The sequence below is a fragment of the Methylocaldum marinum genome (assembly GCF_003584645.1).
In the GTDB taxonomy this organism is placed as follows: domain Bacteria; phylum Pseudomonadota; class Gammaproteobacteria; order Methylococcales; family Methylococcaceae; genus Methylocaldum; species Methylocaldum marinum.
The window spans coordinates 3,383,593-3,405,862 of sequence record NZ_AP017928.1 but is presented as its reverse complement, the minus strand read 5'-3'; the positions used below and the strand labels follow the sequence as shown (position 1 = coordinate 3,405,862).

9 protein-coding genes are annotated in these 22,270 nt (G+C 61.6%); all 9 read left to right on the top strand.

Going from position 1 to position 22,270, the window contains the following annotated elements:
- Window positions 1-7: 7 nt before the first annotated feature.
- On the top strand, window positions 8-10,762 hold the full coding sequence (locus sS8_RS14930) for a filamentous haemagglutinin family protein (RefSeq protein ID WP_119630303.1): 10,755 nt from the start codon (window positions 8-10) through the stop codon (window positions 10,760-10,762).
- 58 nt (window positions 10,763-10,820) lie between these two features.
- Window positions 10,821-12,635 carry a DUF2341 domain-containing protein gene (locus tag sS8_RS14925; protein ID WP_119630302.1) on the top strand — a complete coding sequence of 605 codons (1,815 nt, stop codon included), beginning with the start codon at window positions 10,821-10,823 and terminating at the stop codon, window positions 12,633-12,635.
- A 3-nt stretch (window positions 12,636-12,638) separates the two neighbouring features.
- Window positions 12,639-13,043: an ExbD/TolR family protein gene (locus sS8_RS14920; RefSeq protein WP_119630301.1), complete on the top strand. Its 405-nt coding sequence runs from the start codon at window positions 12,639-12,641 to the stop codon at window positions 13,041-13,043.
- 21 nt (window positions 13,044-13,064) lie between these two features.
- Window positions 13,065-13,733, top strand: coding sequence for an energy transducer TonB family protein (locus sS8_RS14915; protein ID WP_119630300.1), 669 nt, complete (start codon window positions 13,065-13,067; stop codon window positions 13,731-13,733).
- 114 nt (window positions 13,734-13,847) lie between these two features.
- Window positions 13,848-15,503 (top strand): putative porin, encoded by a 1,656-nt coding sequence (locus sS8_RS14910; protein ID WP_170161095.1) that lies wholly within the window; start codon window positions 13,848-13,850, stop codon window positions 15,501-15,503.
- Between the two features lie 449 nt (window positions 15,504-15,952).
- Window positions 15,953-16,702, top strand: coding sequence for a hypothetical protein (locus tag sS8_RS14905; protein ID WP_119630298.1), 750 nt, complete (start codon window positions 15,953-15,955; stop codon window positions 16,700-16,702).
- 436 nt (window positions 16,703-17,138) lie between these two features.
- Window positions 17,139-19,163: a TonB-dependent receptor plug domain-containing protein gene (locus sS8_RS14900; RefSeq protein ID WP_119630297.1), complete on the top strand. Its 2,025-nt coding sequence runs from the start codon at window positions 17,139-17,141 to the stop codon at window positions 19,161-19,163.
- Between the two features lie 294 nt (window positions 19,164-19,457).
- Window positions 19,458-20,753 carry an ABC transporter substrate-binding protein gene (locus sS8_RS14895; RefSeq protein WP_170161094.1) on the top strand — a complete coding sequence of 432 codons (1,296 nt, stop codon included), beginning with the start codon at window positions 19,458-19,460 and terminating at the stop codon, window positions 20,751-20,753.
- Window positions 20,753-22,108 carry a di-heme oxidoreductase family protein gene (locus sS8_RS14890; protein ID WP_119630295.1) on the top strand — a complete coding sequence of 452 codons (1,356 nt, stop codon included), beginning with the start codon at window positions 20,753-20,755 and terminating at the stop codon, window positions 22,106-22,108. The genes sS8_RS14895 and sS8_RS14890 overlap by 1 nt, the downstream gene beginning before the upstream one ends.
- Window positions 22,109-22,270 lie beyond the last annotated feature (162 nt).

The following is a 22,270-nucleotide window of genomic DNA, read 5'->3' as shown; positions in this document are numbered from 1 at the left end:
CGAAAGAATGGGCGGCAAGACGACATCGATCTCCGGTCGGCATCCGGTTTTCAAACTCAAACCGCTATCGGCCAGCATTAGGAGCCTGATTCTTTCGAGCGGACTGCTCGGGGCATCTGCCGCCCGAGCGGAACTGCCGGTAGCCGCCGAGGTTTGGGCCACGCTCGGCCAAGCTTCCCGCGAAGTCGCCGGGCAGACGATGACCATCCATCAGCAAACCGACAAAGCCGTTCTGAATTGGAAAAGCTTCAATATCGGCGAAAGCAATGCGGTCAATTTCAGACAACCTTCCGCTTCTTCCATCGCTCTGAACCGAATAGAGCGAAGCGATCATCCCAGCCGCATCCTGGGCAGCCTCAGCGCCAACGGCCAGGTTTATCTGGTGAACCCCAACGGATTCATGTTCGGTTCCAAATCACAGGTGAATGTGAACTCTCTGGTGGCTACCACGCTGAATATTTCCGACGAGGTCTTGGAGCAGGGATTGACCAAGGCCATCGAGCAATCGCCGGGTACCGAACCGGTTGCCGCAATGAGCGGCAGCGGCGAACTTTACCGGAAGGACGCCAACGGGAAGGTCGTGGTGGATAAAAACGGAACACCCTTAAAGATCAAGATCGAGGTCGATTCCGGAGCGAAGATCCAGACCAATGCACGAGGCGGCCGCATTCTCATGGTTGCTCCGACCATAGACAACCGCGGGACTGTCGCCGCGCCCGACGGACAAGTGATTCTGGCCGCGGCCACGGACAAGGTCTATCTGCAGGAGGCCGATCCCGAATCGAACCTTCGCGGGATTCTGGTGGAAGTCAAGACCGGCGGCGACGTGAGAAATCTCGGGACTCTGTCGGCGGATCGAGGCAACGTCACCGCCATGGGTTTTGCGGTATACCAGCAGGGCCGGGTGTCCGCGTCGACCTCGGTGAATCTGAACGGTTCCGTTCGCCTGCTGGCCCGGGAAGGAGCCAAGTTCGTCACCAACCCCACGACTCAGAAGAAAGCGCTTTTGCCCACGAGCACCATCCGGACTTCGGATTCCGGGGACGGCTTGGGGACTCGGGCCACGGTGACTCTGGCTGCCGGCAGCCGTACCGAGATCGGTCTCGACGGCTCGGGCGGAACGGCGGTGAACGAGCAGGACCAACCCGCATCGCAAGTAGAAATTTCGGCGAGCCGAGTGGTGATGAAAGGCGGCGCCGAAATCCGCGCGCCCGGAGGCCATGTCGCCATAACCGCTACCCGCTCTCCCGATGCTCCCCTACAGAGCACGAGCGCCGACAACGACAGCCGCATACTGCTGGAAACCGGCAGTCTTATCGACGTGTCCGGATCTACCCGCACGGTAGTTCCCATGGAGCGGAACGTCGTCGAAGTGGAACTGCGGTCGAACGAGCTTCGCGACTCGCCTCTTCAGAAGAACGATATTCTCAAGGGGCAAAAAGTCCGTGTCGATATCCGCGATGCCCGTTACGAATACTCGGACGACACCGGCGAGCTTGTCAGCGCCAAGTTACCTATTGCCGATATCGCGGGCGCGGTTGCCCGTATCCAGCGTACCGTGGACGAGCGCAATTCTGAAGGCGGCACTGTAGAACTCTTGTCGGAAGGCGACGTCGCGATCGATAGCGGCGCGGTTATCGACCTGTCCGGAGGGAGCGTTCGCTATCTGGACGGACGAATCAATACCACCCGCTTGATCTCCGAGGGACGGCTTTACGATATTTCGGCGGCCGACCCGGATCGTATCTATGACGGCATCTTCGGCCTGATCAGCAAGACCTACCGACGCTGGAACGTCACCCGCGTGTGGCAGATGTCGGGACCGAGCATGGCGGGCCGTTTCGAACGGGGCTATGTGGAGGGAAAACCCGCGGGAAAACTCCTCATCAGGGCCCAAAACCTTGCAATGGCCGGGCAAATTCGAGCGGCCACCCTGGACGGAATCCATCAGCGGAGGAGCGACCGGCGGCCCGACGGCGGCAGGCTCGAAATCGATCTGGCCTGGTCCGGCCAGAGACAGCAAGACATCGTTTTCAATGATGCGCAAGCGTTCCTGGATCTCGGAGATGACGATCCGTTTCCCGCTTCCGCCGACGGAACCGCGGCCCGGCCGTTGACCATCTCGGGCGAACTGTTCAAACACGGCGTGCGCCATCTGCGCATCGACAGTACCGGCCGAATTTCCTTTGCGAAAGATTCCACCGTTTCGCTTCCTTCCGACGGCAGCCTATCCGTTCTCGGAGGCGAAATCGAAGTTCGGGGATCGATCGATGCCCCCTCGGGGACGGTCACGCTCGAAACGAAAGCGGGCAGCGGCGAGGGCGAAGTGCTTCCGGGCGACATTCTCGTGGCCAGTGGAGCCCACATCGATGCCGGCGGCGTATGGGTGAACGACCAGCCTGCCGACCGATCCGCCCTGGATCCCGTGGTTGTTCCGATCGACGCCGGAAAGGTGGCCATCAAGGCACGCGGTGCCCTGACGCTGGAGCAGGGGTCGTCCATCCGTGTCGATGGCGGTGCCTGGCTGAAAAAGGACGGCAGTTTGGAACAAGGCACAGGCGGCGAAATCGCTCTCGGGGTCGGAGGCGGGGATTTTCTTTCCGAGCTTGTACTGGGAGCGGATCTGAGCGCCTATTCCCTTGGCCTGGGAGGCACTCTGCGCGTTACCGCCAACAATATCCTGGTTTCTTCCGCCCCGATCGCGCCGAACCCCATTGCGCCGACTTTGGCGATTCGGCCGGAATTGCTGGATCAGAAGGGTTTCAGCGAAATCCGGTTGACGGCCAATAGCGGCAATCTCACGGTGGCGAAGGGGGAGACGCTCCGGCTCCGGGGGCTGACCCGGGAATTGGCCGACCCCTACACCGAGAAGCCGACGGGTTCCGACATCGCCGAATTCACCCGCCTCGTCGAGCTGCCCGATTTCCTCCGCAAGCCCGTCGATCTGTCCTTGGCCGTAACTCATGATGCGAGCATGGGGAATTACAGCCAGGACCGCGCACTGGCGATCGAAGAAGGGGCCTCGATTCTGGGAGATCCGGGCGCCGTCATCGCGCTGTCGTCCGACGCGAATCTTTTCGTGGACGGAACCGTCGATGCTCCGGCCGGGCGCATCGATCTGTCGCTCTCACCGGTCGCAACGATCCTCGACAAAGGTTTCGATCCCAATCAAGCGATACGCCTGGGGCGGCATGCGTCGCTCCTGTCACGGGGCGTCGCCCTGCTGCAGCCCAATCCCCAGGATTTGCGTCTGGGCGAGGTCAAAGCGGGAGGGGATGTCGTCATGCGTGCAAGCCGCGGTTACATCCTGATGGACGAGCATGCCCGGATCGATGTGTCCGGCACCAGCGCCGTGCTCGACATCGCGGGTGGCGAGCATCGCGCGAGAACGACCTACGTGCCCCGGTTGATCGCTTCTGACGGCGGCAAGATCAGTTTGGCCGCCGCGGAAGGCATCGTCCTCGACGGAAGCTTGCGCGCCGAAGCCGGGCGCGGTCCGCGCGCGGCCGGGGGCAGTCTGACGCTGGATCTGGATGCGCAGGGGCGAGCCTTCGTTCCGGAAAATTTGCCCGTCGACGCGCCGCCCATTCCCGTCGGTCCGCGGGTGATCCACCTGTCTTCACAAAAGGAGGTTCGCCTCGACGGGGGAGAAATACCTTCGGAAATTATCCCGGACGACTTTAACGGCCAGGCATATCTGAGCACGGAACAAGTCACCGAAGGCGGCTTTTCGGCCTTGACCCTGAGAACCTCGGTCATGATGTCCGATTCACGGCCGGCTCTGCCCGGAAGAGGGCAGATCCATTTCGACAGCGAACTCGATCTGAGTTTAAGCAAGCGGATTCTCGTCGATGCGCCGGAACTGGCCTGGAGCCCCGAGGCTCGGGGAACCGCCGGCCTGGCGGCACCCTACGTCGCCCTCGGTTCCAATCTGAACCGCGTGGGACGCCATGACGCGGTAACGGGCCCCGGTGTTTTAAAGGTCGACGCGGATTGGATCGACCTCCTCGGGGCCGGCGAACTCACGCGATTCGGTGAAGCCCGGTTGAACAGCCGGAGCGACATTCGTTTGCTGGGCGTCAATCCGTCTCAGGAAAAGGACCTGGTGGGAGAGCTTTTCTCCTCGGGCGATCTTGTCCTGGCCGCGCGGCAGATTTATCCGAGTACGCTCAGCCGGTTTTCCATCCGTGTCGACGGAACCCAAAGCCCCGACGGTACAGTCACGATTCTTCCCGGAAACCCCTCCGCCGCGACGCCCCTGAGCGCCGGCGGAAAGCTTACCGTCGAGGCGCCGAGAATCGTCAACGAAGGCGTGCTGCGCGCGCCCCTGGGGGAGTTGAATCTGGCGGCCGGGAAATCGCTCGTATTAGCCGACGGCAGTCTGACCTCGGTTTCCGCCAAAGGCGCCATCATTCCCTTCGGGAGAACCGAGGGCGGCCTGGACTGGCTGTTTCCCATCGGACGCTATAACCTGGTCATGAACGAGCCTCCCTCCAAGGCAATCCATCTCTCGGGAAAGGAAGTCCAGGTAAAAAAGGGGGCGAACGTCGACTTGTCGGGAGGCGGCGATCTCTACGCTTTCGAATTCATCAAAGGCCCGGGCGGTTCCGTAGATCTGCTCGACCCCAAGGATCCCGGATTCCTGGACGGCAGTTTCTCCTACCGGGAAAAATTTGCCGTCGTGCCCTGGTTGGGCGGTGCCTATGCCCCCCATGACCCCATCGAATTTCCATCGTCCGGGCTGCAAGCGGGCGACAGCATCTATCTAACCGGCGGCAACGGCCTGCCGGAAGGCCGCTATGCTCTGCTGCCCGCTCACTATGCGCTCCTCCCGGGCGCCTTTCTGGTAACCCCGCAGCCCGGAACCACGGATTTGGCTCCCGGCACGCGTGTGAGCCGGCTCGACGGAACGCCGGTCATATCGGGATATCGATTCACCGCCGATACCGATTTGGGCGATGCGCGCTGGAGCGGATTCGCGGTGGAGCCGGGAGCCATCGCGCGGACCCGGGCGGAATACCAGGAACATCTGGCCAGCCACTTTTATCCCCAAAAAGCCGTCGACAATGAAACGGCGCTGCCCGTCCTTCCGCGGGATGCAGGGACCCTCAGCGTAGCGGCCGACAAATCCCTGGTTCTGGCTGGACAAGTGATCGCAGACGCGGTGGATGGCGGACGCGGCGGGCGCCTCGACATCACCGCGGAGAGTCTGGCCATCGTGCAGCGACGGGAGACTTCGGACGAGGCCGGTGGCGTCGCGGTGGAGCTCGCGGCCGATGATTTGAACCATTTGAATGTCGAGAGCATCCTGATCGGCGGACGCCGCTCCGAAGAATCGGGCAAGACGCGCATGAGCGTCGAAGCCCAAAACGTATCCGTGAAAGCCGGGGTGCAACTGAGGCTGCCGGAAATCATCCTGGCCGCCGAGGACCGCGTCGAGCTGCATCAAGGGGCGAAGATCATCGCTCAGGGAAACGTGCGGCAGCGGAACGAAACCCTGCTGGTCGCCAATGCGGACAAGACCGCGTCCGACTCCGGTCAGGATCAGGATGCGCTCTACGACGGCAGCGAAGGCGCCTTGCTGCGGGTTTCCGCCGGGAGCGACGCCCTCGTTTTGAGGGACAGGCTGGACGGCGAGTCGAGCAAGGGCACGCTGTGGACCGCCGAAGGCTCGGTGCTGCAAAGCGACGGCGCCATCTACCTGGACGGTACCAAAAATACGCTGATGCAAGGCAGTATTGAAATGAACCGGGGCGTCCTAAGCCTCGGGTCGGGCCGCATCAGGCTGGGCGATGCGCCCGCCGAAGGCGACGGGCTCGTGCTCACCAGCGCTGTGCTCAACCGTCTCCGGCCGGATGCCTTGATTCTCAACAGTTTCAGCACGGTCGACCTGCTCGGGGATCTGAACATGGAAACCCGGAATCTGACCATCCGGTCCGCCGGTCTCCACGGTTTCCAAGCCTCGGGACAAATCGCCCGGATCTCGGCCGACACGGTGGAATTCGACAACACCGTTCACGGGGTCGCAGCACAGCAGCAACCCGGCGGCCTGGGCCGGCTGGAGATCAGCGCGAACCGGATCGGATTGGGGCCGGGAGAATACGGCTGGAAAGGTTTCGGCGATATCCGGATGTTCGCCGCTTCGGGCGTCGTGGCGAGCGGCAAAAGCGAAATCGATGTCGGGAGCGACCTGCAGTTTTCCGCCGGGAAGTTCACGGCGGAGGCGGGAGCGGATCTGTTGCTGGATGCGGGGAATTTCCGCCTTTCCGTAGATCGCTCGGCCGGTTCGACGGCAAGTTCGCTTTCGGCGGGTTTGGGTGCTTCGATTGATCTTCGCGCCGGCAAAATTTCTCAAAGCGGGACCATCGAGTTGCCGTCCGGATCTCTGCGAATGTCGGCATCGGGCGATGTTTCGCTGGAGTCCGGGGCGCTCGTCGATGTCGGCGGCAGAAAAGTGATCCTGGGCGGAACGCCCTTGTATTCGCACGGCGGCTCGGTGCATCTCTCATCCGAACACGGCGATGTCTCCATTGCCGAACAGGCCCGTATCGATGTGTCGGCCGCCCCCGAGGGCGGCGATGCCGGGCGCCTGTCGATCGAGGCCGGCGAGGGACGTGTTTCACTGGACGGCGTGGTCGAAGGGTCGGCCCACGCCGGTTCCGCCGGGGCGGCGTTCGGCTTGGAAGCGAAGGCTTTCGGCGCCGACTTCTCCGCCCTCAACACCAAGCTGCAAAACTCGGGTTTCAATGGCGCCCTGGCGTTCCGGTTGCGGGAAGGCGACATCGTCATCTCCCAAGGAGACATCGTCAAAGCCAGAGACGTCCATATCACGACCGATACCGGCGGCGTCGTCGTTCAAGGCCGGATCGATGCCCGCGGACCAAGCGGGGGCCAAGTGACGCTGGAAGCGGGAGACCCGGTTCGGCTCGAACACTCGGCGCGTATCCAGGCGACGGCCCTGGAACCAACGGGAGGCGGCGGCCGGGTGGTCCTGGCTTCCACCGACGCCGACCGCGACGGCCTGTTCGGAGTCCGGATCGAAGCGGGCGCTGCCATCGATGTGTCCGGCGGCAACGGAGGCTCTAAAGGCTCGGTGGCGGTGCGGGCGGAACGGATCGGTGCCGGCGATGCCGCTGTCGATATCGCGGATGGAACCGTGATCGGCGCCTCCGCGGCCACCGTCGAGGCCGTGCAAATCTATCGCAACCTCCCGCTGAGCAACGCGAATATCAACCAATGGCGCGACGCCGCTGCCGCTTATATGGATGAGGCCTCCGCGAATGCCGCGCTTCGATCCCGTTTGGGCCAGTTCTCGCTGATGCCGGGCATCGAACTGCAAAGCGACGGCGATATCCCGCTCGATTTGAGCGAAAGCCTCAAAACCAGCCCATGGTCCCGCGTCGGAAGCACCAACGTATGGACCACTCAACTGGACGACGTGGCCGGCGTGGTCGGGAAAGTCGTTCAAGTGAGCGATTCGGGAAGCGAACGGATTCTGACGCAGGGGACATCGAGCACATTGTCGCGTGACGGAACCTATTATTTCGACTCCGATCCGAACTCGCCGAGCTTCCGCCGATTGTTCGTCCGGGTATTTCCGGATTCCAGCCTAGCCGGCGTCAACCGCTACAATCCCGGGGTAATCCGCGACACCGTCGTGGAATCCAATGCCTGGGATTTCTTGTTTCCGTCTTCCACCAGCCAGGTCTGGCGATTCGGTCCGGAGAACGTTCCGGGCATCGTGACGCTGAGAGCCGCCGGGGACTTGAACATCAATCAAAACCTTTCCGACGGATTTGTTCTGAACAGCAGGGCACAGCTCGCGCAAGTGTTCGATGTTCCGGTCGCGCCGGCCTGGCTCAATACGCTGATGCTGCAAGCAGGACCATCGTTTTCCTATCGATTGGTCGCGGGAGCGGATTTGGCGAGCGCGGACGCCCTGGCGGTCGGAAACGGCCCGGCCGGCGAGAGGCGGAATCTGGTGCTCGGCTCGGCGGCCGCCGTCAGAACCGGCACGGGCCGCATCGACTTGGCCGCTTCCGGGGATATCCGCCTGACCGACAGCACCTCGGCGATCTATACCGCGGGACGTCCGACCGACCGTAACCGCTACGGAAGCTTCGGCGTAGAAACCGGCATCGTGAGCAAAGGTTTTTACGCGGAATACCCGGTGGATGGCGGTGCGATCACGCTCACGGCGGGGCGCGACATCGTGGGCGCCGAGACCCCGCAGTTCATGTCCGACTGGCTGGTGCGGACCGGCGATTGGGATCCGAGCGACGGGATCACCTCGAAAGACAGGCCGACGGCCTGGGGCATCGCCTTCGACAATCTCGTGACCAACAACAACGTCCCGAGCCTCAAATTCGGTTTCCGACAGAATGTCGGAGCCCTGGGCGGCGGCGACGTGACGATCAGGGCGGGCAACGATATTCAGAACCTTTCGGTAATGCTGCCCAGTTCGGCAAAGCCCGTCGGACAGGTGGTCCAAGGACAGATCCGGGAGAATGTACGGGAGGTTCAAGGCGGTGGGAGTCTGTCCGTGGATGCCGGCGGGGACATTGCGGGCGGCGTGTTCTACGTGGATCGGGGCAGCGCGAAAGTGAGTGCCGGCGGCTCGGTGACGGGCGGAACTCAATACACCCAAGGGCCGGTATTCGCACTGGGTGACGCCGAGCTCCAGGTCAATGCCGGTCGGGATATCGCGGTGGGCACGGTGCTCAATCCCTTTTTCGTGACGGCGTCGAGATATACGGACAAGAAAGCTTATTTCACCACCTACTCCCCGGAAAGCGCCGTCGGCTTCCAGGCTTCCGGCGGGCACATCGTCCTCAACAACGACGCGACCGTCATTCAAAACGCGTACAAAGTGTTCGCCAGTCCGAGTTCCAATGGACAGCCGGTACTGAGATCCGATGAACTGCCAATGCTTGGCGTGTATCCGGGAAACTTGAAGGCCCATGCACTTTCCGGCGGGCTTGAAGTGACTCATTCTTTCAGCCTGTTTCCTTCGGCGAACGGCGATTTGGAACTTTTGAGCGCCGGCGATATCGTCTTGGGCCGGAACGAGCAAGTCGTCATCAACCAATCGGATGTCGATCCGGCGCGGTTTCCTTCTCCCGACATTCCGTCAATCAGCCTCAACACCGCTCTCAACAACCTCAATATATTCCAGTCGGTATCGCAGAACCCGCTGTTGCACGCGAACCTGCCGGTGCACCGTGACGATCCCAGTCCGGTCCGCATCGTATCGGGGCAGGGCAGCATCTACGGCAATGCCTCCATCGTATCCACCGCCGAACCGGCGAAGCTCGCGGCGGGTTTCGACATCATCGGGTTGGGACTCAAGATTCAAAATCTCGATCCGTCGAACATTTCCCAAGTCCGGGCGGGGCGCGACATCAAGTTCCCCATCACCAGGGATCCGCTTACGGGGGAACTCAAATCGGATATCGGCGATCTTCCGTTCGAGGTTTCGGGGCCCGGTCAATTTCAGGTGCTGGCCGGGCGCCACGTCGACCTCGGAACGTCCGCGGGCATTTCCACCATCGGCAATCTGAGCAACCCGGCTTTGCCGAGCGGCGGATCGTCGGCGTTCGTCCTGGCCGGGATTTCGGGGCTTCCCGACAACGAACGATTCATAAAGACTTATTTGCAGGACTCCGCGGGGTATCGGGACCAACTGATCCGATACATGCGAGAGCTTTCCGGCGATGCATCGCTCGGTGGCGATCACGCCCTCGACAAGTTCAAGGCACTGTCCCGGGAAAAGCAGCTGGAATTCGTTCTGGCCCTTCTGTTCCGGGAGCTTCAGGAGTCAGGCATCGCGGCGTCCAAGGAACCGGATAAATCCAGGCAGGCCTCGTTATACCGGCGTGGCCAGGAGGCCATAGACGCGCTGTTCGGAGGCGCGGACTACCGCGGCGATATCAAGCTGTTCTTCAGCAAAATCCACACCGTGGACGGTGGCGACATCAATCTCCTGGCTCCGGGCGGTTCCATCGATGTCGGCTTGGCTTCCGCTTTCAGCGGCAACAAGACGCCGGACAAATTGGGCATCGTGGCCCAGCGGGAAGGCGATATCGGCGTGCTCGTACAGGGCGATTTCCTCGTCAATCAGTCGCGGGTCTTCACCCTGGATGGCGGAGATATCACCGTCTGGTCCACCGACGGAAATATCGATGCCGGGCGCGGTGCGAAGTCTTCCCTGGCCGTGCCGCCGCCTATTCTGAGCTTCGATGCCAAAGGGAATGTCGTCGTAGCCTTCCCGTCGGCGGTGTCCGGCAGCGGCATCCGCGCCCAATCCGGCACCACGGGAACCGACATCGGCTCAACCCTTCGGAAAAAGAGGCTCCTCAGGCGAGTCTTCGATGCCGGATTGCCTCCCACGCCGTTCGGCGACGTCGTCCTGGTAGCGCCGCAAGGCATCGTCGACGCAGGAGAAGCCGGGATTGGTGGCCGGAATGTCGCCATCGCTGCAACCGCGATCATCGGGGCGAGCAACATTCAGGCGACCGGCAATCTCACCGGCACGCCACCCGCTCCCGTATCTTTCGCCGCCAGCCTTAGCAGTGCGAACAATCTCTCGGCCGGGGCCGCCAGTTCCAGTCAAGCGGGTGCCGGCGAGGCGTTGGATCGCGCCAGGGATTCCATGCAGGGCGCAAAAAAACCGGTGCCGGTCAGTGTTCTGACTGCCGAGGTCGTTGGCTTCGGCGACTGCAGTTTGTCCGATGTGCGGCAAGGAAACGCGGGTTGTCGGTGATTCGTAAACACAGATCCATTTGAGAACAGATGTCGAATAAGAACGAGCGGGAAAATCCATGCGTATCCGACGATTCCTCTGCGGGCTAGTTTTTCTCGCCGTACAGAACTCGGCTTTGGCCTGGTGGAACGACGCCTGGTCGTCGCGCAAGCCGATCGCGCTGGACGGCGGAGTCACCGGCGCGGATGTCCAGGAGACCTTGGCCGAGTTTCCGGTGCTGGTCCGCCTGCATGCCGGCAATTTCGCCTATTTCCTGGACCTGGCCGAGAACGGCAGGGATATCCGCTTCATGGCGGACGACAAGACGCCTTTGAAACATCACGTCGAGAAGTTCGACGCGATCAACGAGATGGCCCTGGTCTGGGTCAAGGCGCCGCAGTTCCGCGGCGGGATCAGCACCGATTCGATCTGGATGTATTACGGCAACGCCGAAGCGCCGGATGGCGGCGACGCGAACGGGACCTACGACGTGCATCAGGCGCTGGTGTTGCATTTCGACGAGACGGACCCGATGCCAAAGGACGCCACCGCCTACGGCAACCATGCGGCGGATTCCAAGGCCGCGCCGGAGCCTGCGGGCTGGATCGGCGCAGCGGCCCAATTCACCGGAGCGGGCGGCATTGCGATCAATGCCAATCCAGCTCTGCAACTTTCGCCCGATAAAGGCTGGACCTTTTCCGCCTGGCTGAAGATCGATCAGGCCCAGTCGAATGCTTACGTCTTGCACGCGGCGGAAGGCGAGAACGCGCTGGAGCTGTCGGTTCGGGACACCGGCCTGGTCGCGAAATATGCGAACAACGGCCAAGGGGTCGAGACGTCTCCCGCGCCGTTGCAACTCGGCAAGTGGCAGCACATCGCCGTGGTTCTGCGGACGGACAAGCTGGAACTGTACCTGGACGGCAACAAGGCGGGCGAGTCGCCGGCTTCGGCGGGGCCGATGAATCCGATGGTGACCTTGGGCGCCGGCGCCGCAGGCGATAGCCTCATCGGCTTTCTGGACGAGGTTCAGATTGCCAACACGGCGCGCAGCGCCGACTGGATCAAGCTCTTGGCGCGCAGCCAAAGCGCCGATTTCAACGTTCTCGGTTTCGGCCAGGACGAATCCAAGCAAGGGGCGGGCGGTCCCAATTATTTCGTCATCATCCTGCAAAGTCTGACCGTCGACGGCTGGGTGGTGATCGCCCTGTGCGGCGTCATGTTCGTGATCAGCGCCCTGGTGATGGTCACCAAGGGGCTGGCTATCTCCAGGGCCAATAAGGACAACCGCGCCTTCCTCGACCAATATCGGAACATGGACGCTTCCGCCGATCCCGGAGCGCTGGATCAGGAAGAAACCGAGGAAGAAAAGGAACTGAGCGAATCGGAGTTCCTCGCCGCGGTGGTGGGCAAGCATGACCACTTTCAGAGTTCTCCCGTCTACCACGTCTATCATGCCGGGGTTCAGGAGCTCAAAAAGCGGTTCGGCACCTTGGCCAACCAACCCTTGACCGACGAGGCGCTCAACGTGCTGCGGGCGCGGCTCGACGCGGCGGTGGTGCGCGAGGGGCAAAAGCTCAACCGCAATATGGTATTGCTCACTATCGCCATCTCCGGCGGCCCGTTTCTGGGCCTGTTGGGCACCGTCCTCGGGGTGATGATCACCTTCGCCGTGATCGCCGCCACAGGCGACGTCAACATCAACTCGATCGCGCCCGGTATCTCCGGCGCGCTGCTCGCCACCGTCGCGGGTCTCGCCGTCGCCATCCCGGCCCTGTTCGGCTACAACTACCTGCTCACCCAAATCAAGGACCTCACCGCGGAAATGCGGGTGTTCACCGACGAATTTCTGGCCATGGTGTCGGAGCGCCTGGCCGAGCGTCACCGCGGGGGATAAGCCATGAAAGTCGAATCCGAAGAGAAGGTCTACGACGACATCAACATCACGCCCATGCTGGACGTGGCCTACGTGCTGCTGCTGATCTTCATCATCATGACCACCGCCACGGTACAAGGCATCACCGTCAACCTGCCCAAGGCCAGCGCCACGCCCGCTCTGTCCAAGCCAAAGACCAAGGCGATTTCGATTACCCAGGACGGCACCATTTACCTGGACACCTATCCGGTCAGCCTCCAGGAGCTCGAAACCCGTCTGTCGCAGTACAAGGCGGCGACGCCGGACCTGCCGGTAGTGCTCAAGGCCGACGCCACCATCCAGTACGAGAAAGTCATCGACGTGCTGGACGTCGTGACGCGGTTGCAGATCGGCCAGCTCGGCCTGGTGACGCAGAAGCTGGTGAAGTAAGCCGAGTCTCCGTCGCCCGCCATGAGCAAGAAAACTTGGCTTCGCTATCTGCCCGCGGCGATCGGCGGGGTGCTGATTCTGCTGATCGCGGTGGCGGTTTTTTTTCTGAAGGACCTGTTCGAAAAGCCGGTGCAGACCAAGAAACAGGTCCAGCAGATCACCGTGATCCAACCGCCCCCGCCACCGCCGCCCCCGCCCGAGGAAAAGCCGCCGGAGCCGGAGATCAAGGAGGAAAAGATCGAAGAACCGGAGCCGGAGCCCGAACCGGAACCCGAGCAGCAAGCGGACGAGCCGCCGCCGGGTGAGGAACTGGGGGTGGATGCCGAAGGCGCGGCGGGTTCCGACGCCTTCGGGCTGGTCGGCAAGAAAGGCGGGCGGGGCCTCCTCGGCGGGGGCGGCGGCAACGCCATCATTTGGTACGGCCAGCAATTGCAAAGGAGCCTGGTGCAGGAACTGGAAACCCTGCTGAGCGAAGGCGATGCGAGGAAAAGCGCCTACAGCGTCATCTTGAATGTATGGATCAACAGCGAGGGACGCGTGAGCCGGGCGGAGCTTGCCAATTCGACCGGCAAACCCGCCCTGGACAACGAACTCAGGGAAGCCTTGAGCAAGCTGCGGATATCGCTCCATAAGGAGCCGCCGGAGAACATGCCGCAGCCTCTGAAAATCCGGTTTACTTCGAAACTTTGAATCTTGGCCATGAAATTCGCGCGACACGCAAACAAGCTTCAGATCGGATTACTTTCGAGTCTCATGACGATGGGCTGTGCCTCGGCGGCGCCCTCGGATAAAGAAGAGATCTTGGTGAACCGCAATACGACCTTGAACTTGATCGAGGCCTTGGTCAAAAAGGGCATTCTGGACCGGGAGAGTGCCGATGCGATGATTCGCGAGGCTAAAGCCAAGGCGATTGCCGATGCGAAAGCGGAACTGACCGAACAGGATGGAAAGCCATCGGCGGATCCGCGGGCGGACGTTCCCGCGGTCAAGGGCAAATCGATGCATGTCGCTTATGTCCCGAACATCGTCAAGGATGAAATCCGAAAAGAGGTACGGGCAGAACTCAGGGAAGAAGTGGTGAAGGAAGTCAAGGCCCATGCCAGGAAGGAAAAATGGGGCGTGCCCGCAGCCCTGCCGGATTGGGTGAATCGATTCAGGCTGTCGGGTGATTTTCGGGTGCGTTTCGAGGATCAGCTATTTGCGGACGACAACCAGGCGTTCAGCTATTACAACTGGCCTGTCATTAATGAGGACGGCGGTATCACCGCCGCAGGCGAGAACGCTGTCCGAAATACCACGGTCGACCGGCAGCGCTATCGCATTCGCCTGCGCTTAGGGTTGGAAGCCCAAATTGCCGATCATCTGAAGGCGGGCGTCCGTCTCGCCACCAGCAACGACCGCAGCCCGATTGCCATCAACCAGACCCTGGGACAATACGGAAAACAGTACGAGGTGGCGCTGGACCGGGCCTTCCTGCAATACGACCACGTCGACAGCCGGGGCACGGACTGGTTCACCGTCTGGGCCGGCCGTTTCGCCAATCCGTGGCTATCCACGGACAATCTCTTCGATCCCGACCTCAGCTTCGAAGGTTTCGCCGGCACCTTCCGCTTGCCCATCGGGCCCAAAGCGGCGCTTGCCGAGGACTTTTTCAGGTCGGGGCCGCAGTACCGCCAGATCAACATGGGCGTTTCCACGCCGAATACGGCTTTCCTGACCGTGGGTGCGTTCCCTTTACAGGACATCGAACTGGAATCCCAGGACAAGTGGCTGTGGGCGGCGCAAGGCGGTTTCGATTGGTTGTTCGGCACCAGCACGCGCGTAAAGGCGGGGATCGCCTACTACGACTACAAGAATATCGTGGCCCAGCCTAATGCGCTCGGCAGCCGCCGGAACGACTGGACCGCGCCGGAATTTTTCACCAAGGGCAATAGCCTGGCCGCGATACGCAGTCCCGCCAACGATCCGGACGGATGCGCGGTCGACGAACTCGTCTGCCTGGTCGGTCTGGCGTCCGACTTCAATATCGTGGACGCCATGGTTTCCCTGGATTACGGCGGATTCGGCGCCAATCATGTCATGCTGACGGCCAACTATTCCGAGAACATCGGCTTCGACCGCAGAGAGATCCGCCGCCGTACCGGAGATGACATCGAGCCGAAAACCACGGCTTTTCAGGTGCGTCTCGACGTAGGCCGGCCGGAAATACGCAAATTCGGCGACTGGAGCACCTTCATCGCCTACAAATACCTCGAGCGCGATTCGGTGCTGGATGCGTTCACGGATTCCAATTTCCACTTGGCCGGCACCGATGCGAAAGGCTGGATGGCCGGCATGGCGTATGGCTTGGCGAAAAACACCTGGGCCAATATCCGCTGGCTGTCGGCCGACCAAATCGATAGCCGCTCGCCTCCGTTAGGGATCGACGTGCTGCTGGTGGACTTGAACGCACGGTTCTAATGCCATCCGGCATTCGAGCGAACATAAATCGAGGATGGGTAGAGCGAAGCGAAACCCATCGATGGCGGATTAGCCCTTCGGCGGAGCTCAGGACAGGCTCTTCGGCTGGGCGCAGGACAAGGCCCTTCGACGGAACTCAGGACGGGCTCCGCGTAACCCACCGATTGGAAGTCGCTCGGTGGGTTACGGCGCACGCGAAGCACAGTGACGGGCGGTCGGTCAGTGCTGATGTGCGCCTAACCCACCCTACGAAACTTATTAATCAGGCCCGTAAATACCCTCCTGGTATTTACGGGCCGCCGCCCAGGCCGGTACACGCCCGGCCTGGGCTTACGCGGATTGTCGCCGCGCCGGGGCATCCCTGCCCCGGATTAACCCGGCCTATGTTTATAGGCCGGGTTAATAGTTCCGGATTGAAAGCGATTTGGAAAAAACATCGAGATCGAGTCATGAGCCCATTCGAATTGCGTTCGCTTTTTTTGATTCGGCGGGCGAGAAACGCCGCTCTTTTCCTCTCGCTGGGATGCGCCGTGCTCGGTCCTTCCCCGGTGCAGGCCCAGGCGCCCAAGCAAGACGGCGCCGCCGTTCAAGCCTTGCGGAAGGCACAAGGCATGCTCCGGCAACTGAGCCGGGAAAAGGCGGCATTGGAGGGAGAGAAAGCGGCCTTGCTGGATCAAGTCAAAAAACTCGAAGACAAGGTCAAGCAGCTCGAAGGCTTGGAGAATGTGATCCGGCAGCAGAAGCTCAGTCTGGAAAATTTGCGGGCGGGCAACGAATCGCTGCAGGGCCGTATCCATCAGGATTCCGAACGGATTCTAGGGCTCAGCGAGCGTCTGCGCGCCGCAATCGGCGAAGTGAAAAAGTACCGGCAGGACAATGCGCTCCTGGTTAACGCGGTGGCCGAGCGATCACAGTGGATTCAGGCCTGTTCGGAGAAAAACCAGGGCCTGTACCGAGCCAACCGCGAATTGCTCTCCAAGTATCAGAACAAGGGATTTTGGGAAGCACTGACCGAAGGCGAACCTATCACCCAAGTCGGTTTGGTCAAGGCGGAGAACGAGATTCAGGAATTCCGGTTCAAGCTCGAAGACCTCCGGGCGACGCCCTGGCAGGAAGCCGGCGCGACAGCGCCGGAAGGGGGCCCGAACTCGGGGAATGCGACACTCCCGCCCGGCGAGGACGAGGAAGACGAGGAGTGAATGGAATCGAACTCCGATGTTCGCCGAAACTCGACTTCCCAGCGCATTTTTGGTTTTGATTCACGATCCCGGCCGCGTGAAATGTAGTGTGGAAAAGGAGCCGCCGTGGGCGTCGGGCGTGCCATACGGGGGTTAAGGCGCTAACGTTATAACGGCAGCCGCGCAAAATCGGGGGGAACGCGAACGGATCGGTGAAAGCGGGCCGTCTGCCTCGACGGCCGTGAAGCCTGGCGGCCGACAGTTTGTATGATTTCTCGGTGAGTGCGGGTCCCGCCATGTTTTCCTGGTTCGGCCTGTCTATCTATCGTTATATAACATAATAAATAATGATGATGCGTTCGGTCGCCAAGAGCCGGTCCGGTATCGCGGCCGAAACGATATCGGTTTTCGAACGAAAACGATTCCATCGACATAAATTCCATACAACGGGGGCTTTATGCGATTTAGGCTGCAGTGGGTGCTTTTGGGGGTTTCTTTACCGTTCGCGGCGGCATTCGCGCTGGACGAAAAAACCGGCGGGACTGAGAACGTGTTTACGCTGGGTGTGGTGGAGGTTTCGGGATCGAACCTCTTGTCGGAAACCAATCCGACCGTCGAGACCGTCACCGCCGAGGACATACAAAAGTTCAACCGTTACGACGTGGGGTCGGCGGTCAACATGCTGCCGGGCGTCACCCTGCAAAATCTCGGGGCGCGCAACGAACGACTGGTCCACGTGCGAGGATTCAACTCGCGCCAGGTGCCGTTGTTCATCGACGGCATCCCGGTTTATGTGCCCTACGACGGCAACGTGGACCTGAACCGCTTCACCACTTTCGATATCGGCGAGATCAATGTCAGCAAAGGATTTTCGTCGGTGCTGTACGGACCCAATACCCTGGGCGGCGCCATCAACCTGGTCAGCCGGAGACCCACCCGGCGACTGGAGGGCAACGTCGGAACGGGCGTGGGATTCGACAGCCATTTCGACTACAACTTCTATCAAGGCCACGTCAATGTGGGCACGAACCAGGGAACCTGGTATGCCCAGGGCGGATTCTCCTACCTGGATCGCCAGTTCTTCCGCTTGTCCGAGGATTTCGTGCCGACCCGGAGCGAAGACGGCGGCAGAAGAGACAACAGCGGGAATACCGATTACAAGGGCAGCTTCAAACTCGGCTATACGCCCAACGACACCGACGAGTACGCCATCAGCTATTACAACCAGAACGGGCGCAAGGACACGCCGCCGTACGCGGGCACCGATCCGACCGTGTCGCCGCGTTTCTGGCGCTGGCCCTACTGGAACAAGGAGAGCGTGTATTTCGTTTCGCGCACCGCCTTCCTGGAGGATCACTATGTAAAGACCCGGCTTTATTACGACACCTTCGAGAATGCGCTCGACTCCTACGACGACGCCCGCTACACCACGCAGCGCAGGCCGTTCGCTTTCGCCAGCAAATATGACGACTACACCTTTGGCGCCGGCCTCGAGTACGGCACCACGATTCTCGACGATCATCTGATCAAGGCCTCTTTCAGCTACAAGCAGGACGTGCACCGGGAGGTCGACGATCTCAACCTGGGAACGCCGACCGAACGCTACGCCGACCAGGTCTTTTCCTACGGGCTGGAAGACACGATCACCCTCACCGACCGTCTGAAACTTTCCCTGGGCGTCAGTCACGACAGTCAGGACCAACTCCAGGCTCGGGCATTCACCAGCGGCGTATCGGAACGTTTCCCGCTGTACAACCGATCGGCGATCAACGGGCAGGGCGGGTTGTTCTACGATGTGACCGACAATACGCAGGTGCATGCCTTCGTGGCGCGGAAAACCCGCTTTCCGACCATCAAGGACCGGTATTCCTTCCGGCTCGGTTCGGCCATCCCGAATCCGCAATTGGAACCGGAAGACACCCTCAACTACGAGCTGGGCTTCGACAGCCGGCAAGGACCGGTAGAGTTCGGCGCGAGCTTTTTCTACAGCGACATCTCCGACGCCATCGAAAGCGTCACCATCGCGCCCACGGCTTGCAGCCGTCCGCCCTGTTTCCAGCTGCAGAACATCGGGAAGGCCGAGCATCTCGGCTACGAGGCGTTCGCGACCTATACGCTGGACGACACCTTGAAGCTGCACGCCAATTACACCTTCCTGGATCGCAACAACCGGACGAATCCCAATATCCGGCCGCTCGATACGCCCAAGCACAAGGTTTTTGCGTATCTCGAATACACGCCCTGGCAGTACACCCGCTTCATCGCCAGCACCGAGTACAACGCCAGCCGCTTCAGCAGCTCCGACGGACGACGGCAGGCGGACGCCTTCCTCATCGGAAATCTCAAGGCGGTGTGGCTGGTGCGCAAGGACCTGGACGCGGAGTTCGGGGTGCACAATGTGTCCGACGAAAACTACGCCTACGAGGAGGGATTCCCGGAACCGGGCCGTACTTACTTCATGAACGCCAATTTCAGGTTTTGAGCAGGGGGTACGGCGATGATCCTAAAAACGGCAGTTGACCGCTCCCAGTCAAGCGAAAAGCCTCATGAAACCCGACTGTCCACTGAACTATCAGCATCACCTTACGGGCGAAGGCGCTACGCACCCGATTGCATAGCTGGCAGACCACCTGGCGGCGTTGCTCCTCCTTGTGGGGGACGGCCCCACTGCGTCGTCGCGCCTTGCCATCCGGTCTGCCAGCCATACACTCGGACGCGTCCAACTGCCGATTTTAGGACGATCAGAACTCTATTCCTCTTCGTTCTTCGTCTTGCATTGGGGGTTATTTCCGGCACGGCTGCGGCCGATGCCGCCGAACGGCTGGTCGTGCTGACCGCCTATCCCGAGGACGTGGTTTCCCGTTATCAGGCCGCCTTCAAGAAGGCCCGGCCGGACATCGATCTTGAGATCATTTGGCGCATGCCGCGCGACGCCCTGCCTTATCTCCGGCAATCCGGGCAGGGCGGTGTGGACGTCTACTGGTCCGCCGCTTATGCCAACTTTCTGGCTCTGAAGTCCGAGCATGCCTGGCGGAAACTGGCCGCCGATCGGGCTGCTGTTCCGGAACGGGTGGGCGACGCTCCGATCGCCGATCCCGAGGGCTATTTCGCCGCGACCGAGATGGCCGGTTACGGCTTCGGGCTCAATCCCGAGTATCTCCGCCGGCATTCTTTGCCGGCTCCGAAAACCTGGGAGGACCTGGCCAGGCCTGAGTTCGAGGGCCATCTGCTCTTTCCGATTCCGTCCAAGGTGGGTTTCGCGCCGATGCTGGCGGACGTGGTGCTCGAAGCTTGCGGCTGGGAAAAAGGCTGGTCGCTCTTGAGCGAAATCGCTGCCAACAACGAATTGTTCGCGCCCGGCGGACCGTTCATGACCGATATTCTGACGAGCGAAAAGAAAGGCATTGCCGTGTCGATGGACTTTTTCTTCGCCTCGGCGATCGCGAACGGCGCGCCGCTGGCTTTTGAGTATCCTGATCGGGTCGGCTACTCGCCGGCCCATGTCGCTATCGCGGCATCGACCGGAAAGCCCGAAGCGGCCAAGGCGTTCGTGGAGTTTCTCTTATCCCAAGAGGGTCAAAAAATCCTGTTTCATCCGGATATCCGGAAACTGCCGGTTCGGCCGGATGTGTACCGATCCGCTCCCGCGGGGTATTTCCGCCCGTTCGAGCAACCCGGAAACGGCTTCGGTTACGATGCCGCGCGAAATCTCGCCCGCCTGCCCCTGGTCAGCACGCTCTTCGATGCCGCCATCGCCAGCCGGCACGAAGCGTTGAAGTCCCTGTGGGCGCTGGTGCGCCGGGCCGAAGCGGAGGCGAAACGGTTGGGAAAAGTCGACATGCTGGAGAAAGCGGCGCGGGCGCGAGCATTGGCGGGCAGCGTTCCCGTCTCGGAATCGGAAGCCGAAGTGCTGAAAAGTCAATTTAAGCCTCGGTCCGAACAGGGCGATGCTCAACACCGTGTCGACGCGGCAAAGTCCGCATGGCGCGAATCGATCGAGCGCAACGCCGCTGAAGCGGAACGCCTGGCGCGCGAGGTGCTGGCCGCAGCCGGCCAAGGAGGCGGCGCGTGATGCGTCTCTCCCTCGTTCTTGCGCTATCGCTCGGAGCGGCTTCGGCGGCGGGCGCCGCGGAGACCTTGTCCGGCGGCAGTTCCACGGTAACCGATGCCGGCAGGGAGGCGTATTCCCGTCCGAGCCCCGCGTTGACGCCGGAAAGATTACCCGAGTTCTTCAAGGGACGGGGTCTGTTCCGCCAAAGCTGGGTCATTCCCCCGGCCGAGGACATCGAGATTGCCGGGCTCGGGCCGTTGTACAATCGGATTTCGTGCGCCGCCTGCCATCTCAAGAACGCCCGCGGCAAGTCGCCGGACGGTCCGGACGACGACGCCGGCGGGCTGCTGATCCGGTTGAGCGTGCCGGGCCGGTCCGAAAACGGCGGGCCGCGACCGCATCCGGTATACGGCGATCAACTGCAAAACCACGGGATCCCCGGCGTGGCGGAGGAGGGCAGGGTTTCTATCGAGTACGCGGAGTTTGCCGTCACGCTGGCCGACGGCGAAACGGTTTCCCTCCGAACACCCAAGATCGTTTTGAGCGATCTCCGCTACGGACCTTTGGAAGGGGACGTGCTCATGTCCGCCCGCGTGGGGCCTGCGGTATACGGGCTGGGACTGCTCGAAGCCGCGAGCGACGAGACCTTGCTGGATCTGGAGCGCCGCTCCAAGCGGGACGGCATCGAGGGCCGCGTCAACCGGGTGTGGGATGCGGCAAGCGGACGGGTTGCGATCGGCCGTTTCGGGCACAAGGCCAATGTGCCGAATCTTCCGCAGCAAATCGCCGGCGCCTTCCTGGGTGACATGGGCATCACCTCGTCCTTGTTGCCCGAGGAGAACTGCACGGCAACGCAGAAAGACTGCCGCATGGCGCCCTCTGCCCGCCGTCCGGAACTCGCGCCGGAACAGCTCGATGCCGTCGTGCTCTATGTCCGGAGCCTTGCGGTGCCCGCGCGACGAAACCCGGATGATCCGGAGGTCGTGCGCGGCGAATCCCTCTTTCGTGAGATCGGCTGCAACGAGTGCCACGTCGAAACGCTCCAAACCGGCCGTTTTGCGCCGCTGCCGGAGCTGTCGAACCAGACGATTCACCCCTACACCGATCTCCTGGTCCACGATATGGGCGCTGAACTCGCCGACGGACGGCCCGATTTCCAGGCAGGCCCGCGTGAATGGCGCACAGCGCCTTTGTGGGGTATCGGTTTGGCTGCGAGCATCGCCGAACACACCACCTTTCTCCACGACGGTCGTGCCCGCAACATCCTGGAAGCCGTGTTATGGCATGGCGGCGAAGCCGCCATCGTGCGGGATCGGGTGAAAGGGCTCGGGAAATCGGACCGGCAGGCATTGCTGCGGTTTCTCGAGTCGCTTTAGGCGATCGGGCGAGAACCCGGCTAATTCCATCCGGCATACCAGTGAACGTTAATCGTAGGGTGGGTTAGGCGCGTACCGGAAACCGTTTTCTGGCGGTCACCGGGCTATGAACGCACCGTAACCCACCGGTTCCGCGGCCTTGTCCGGTGGGTTACGGCGGGC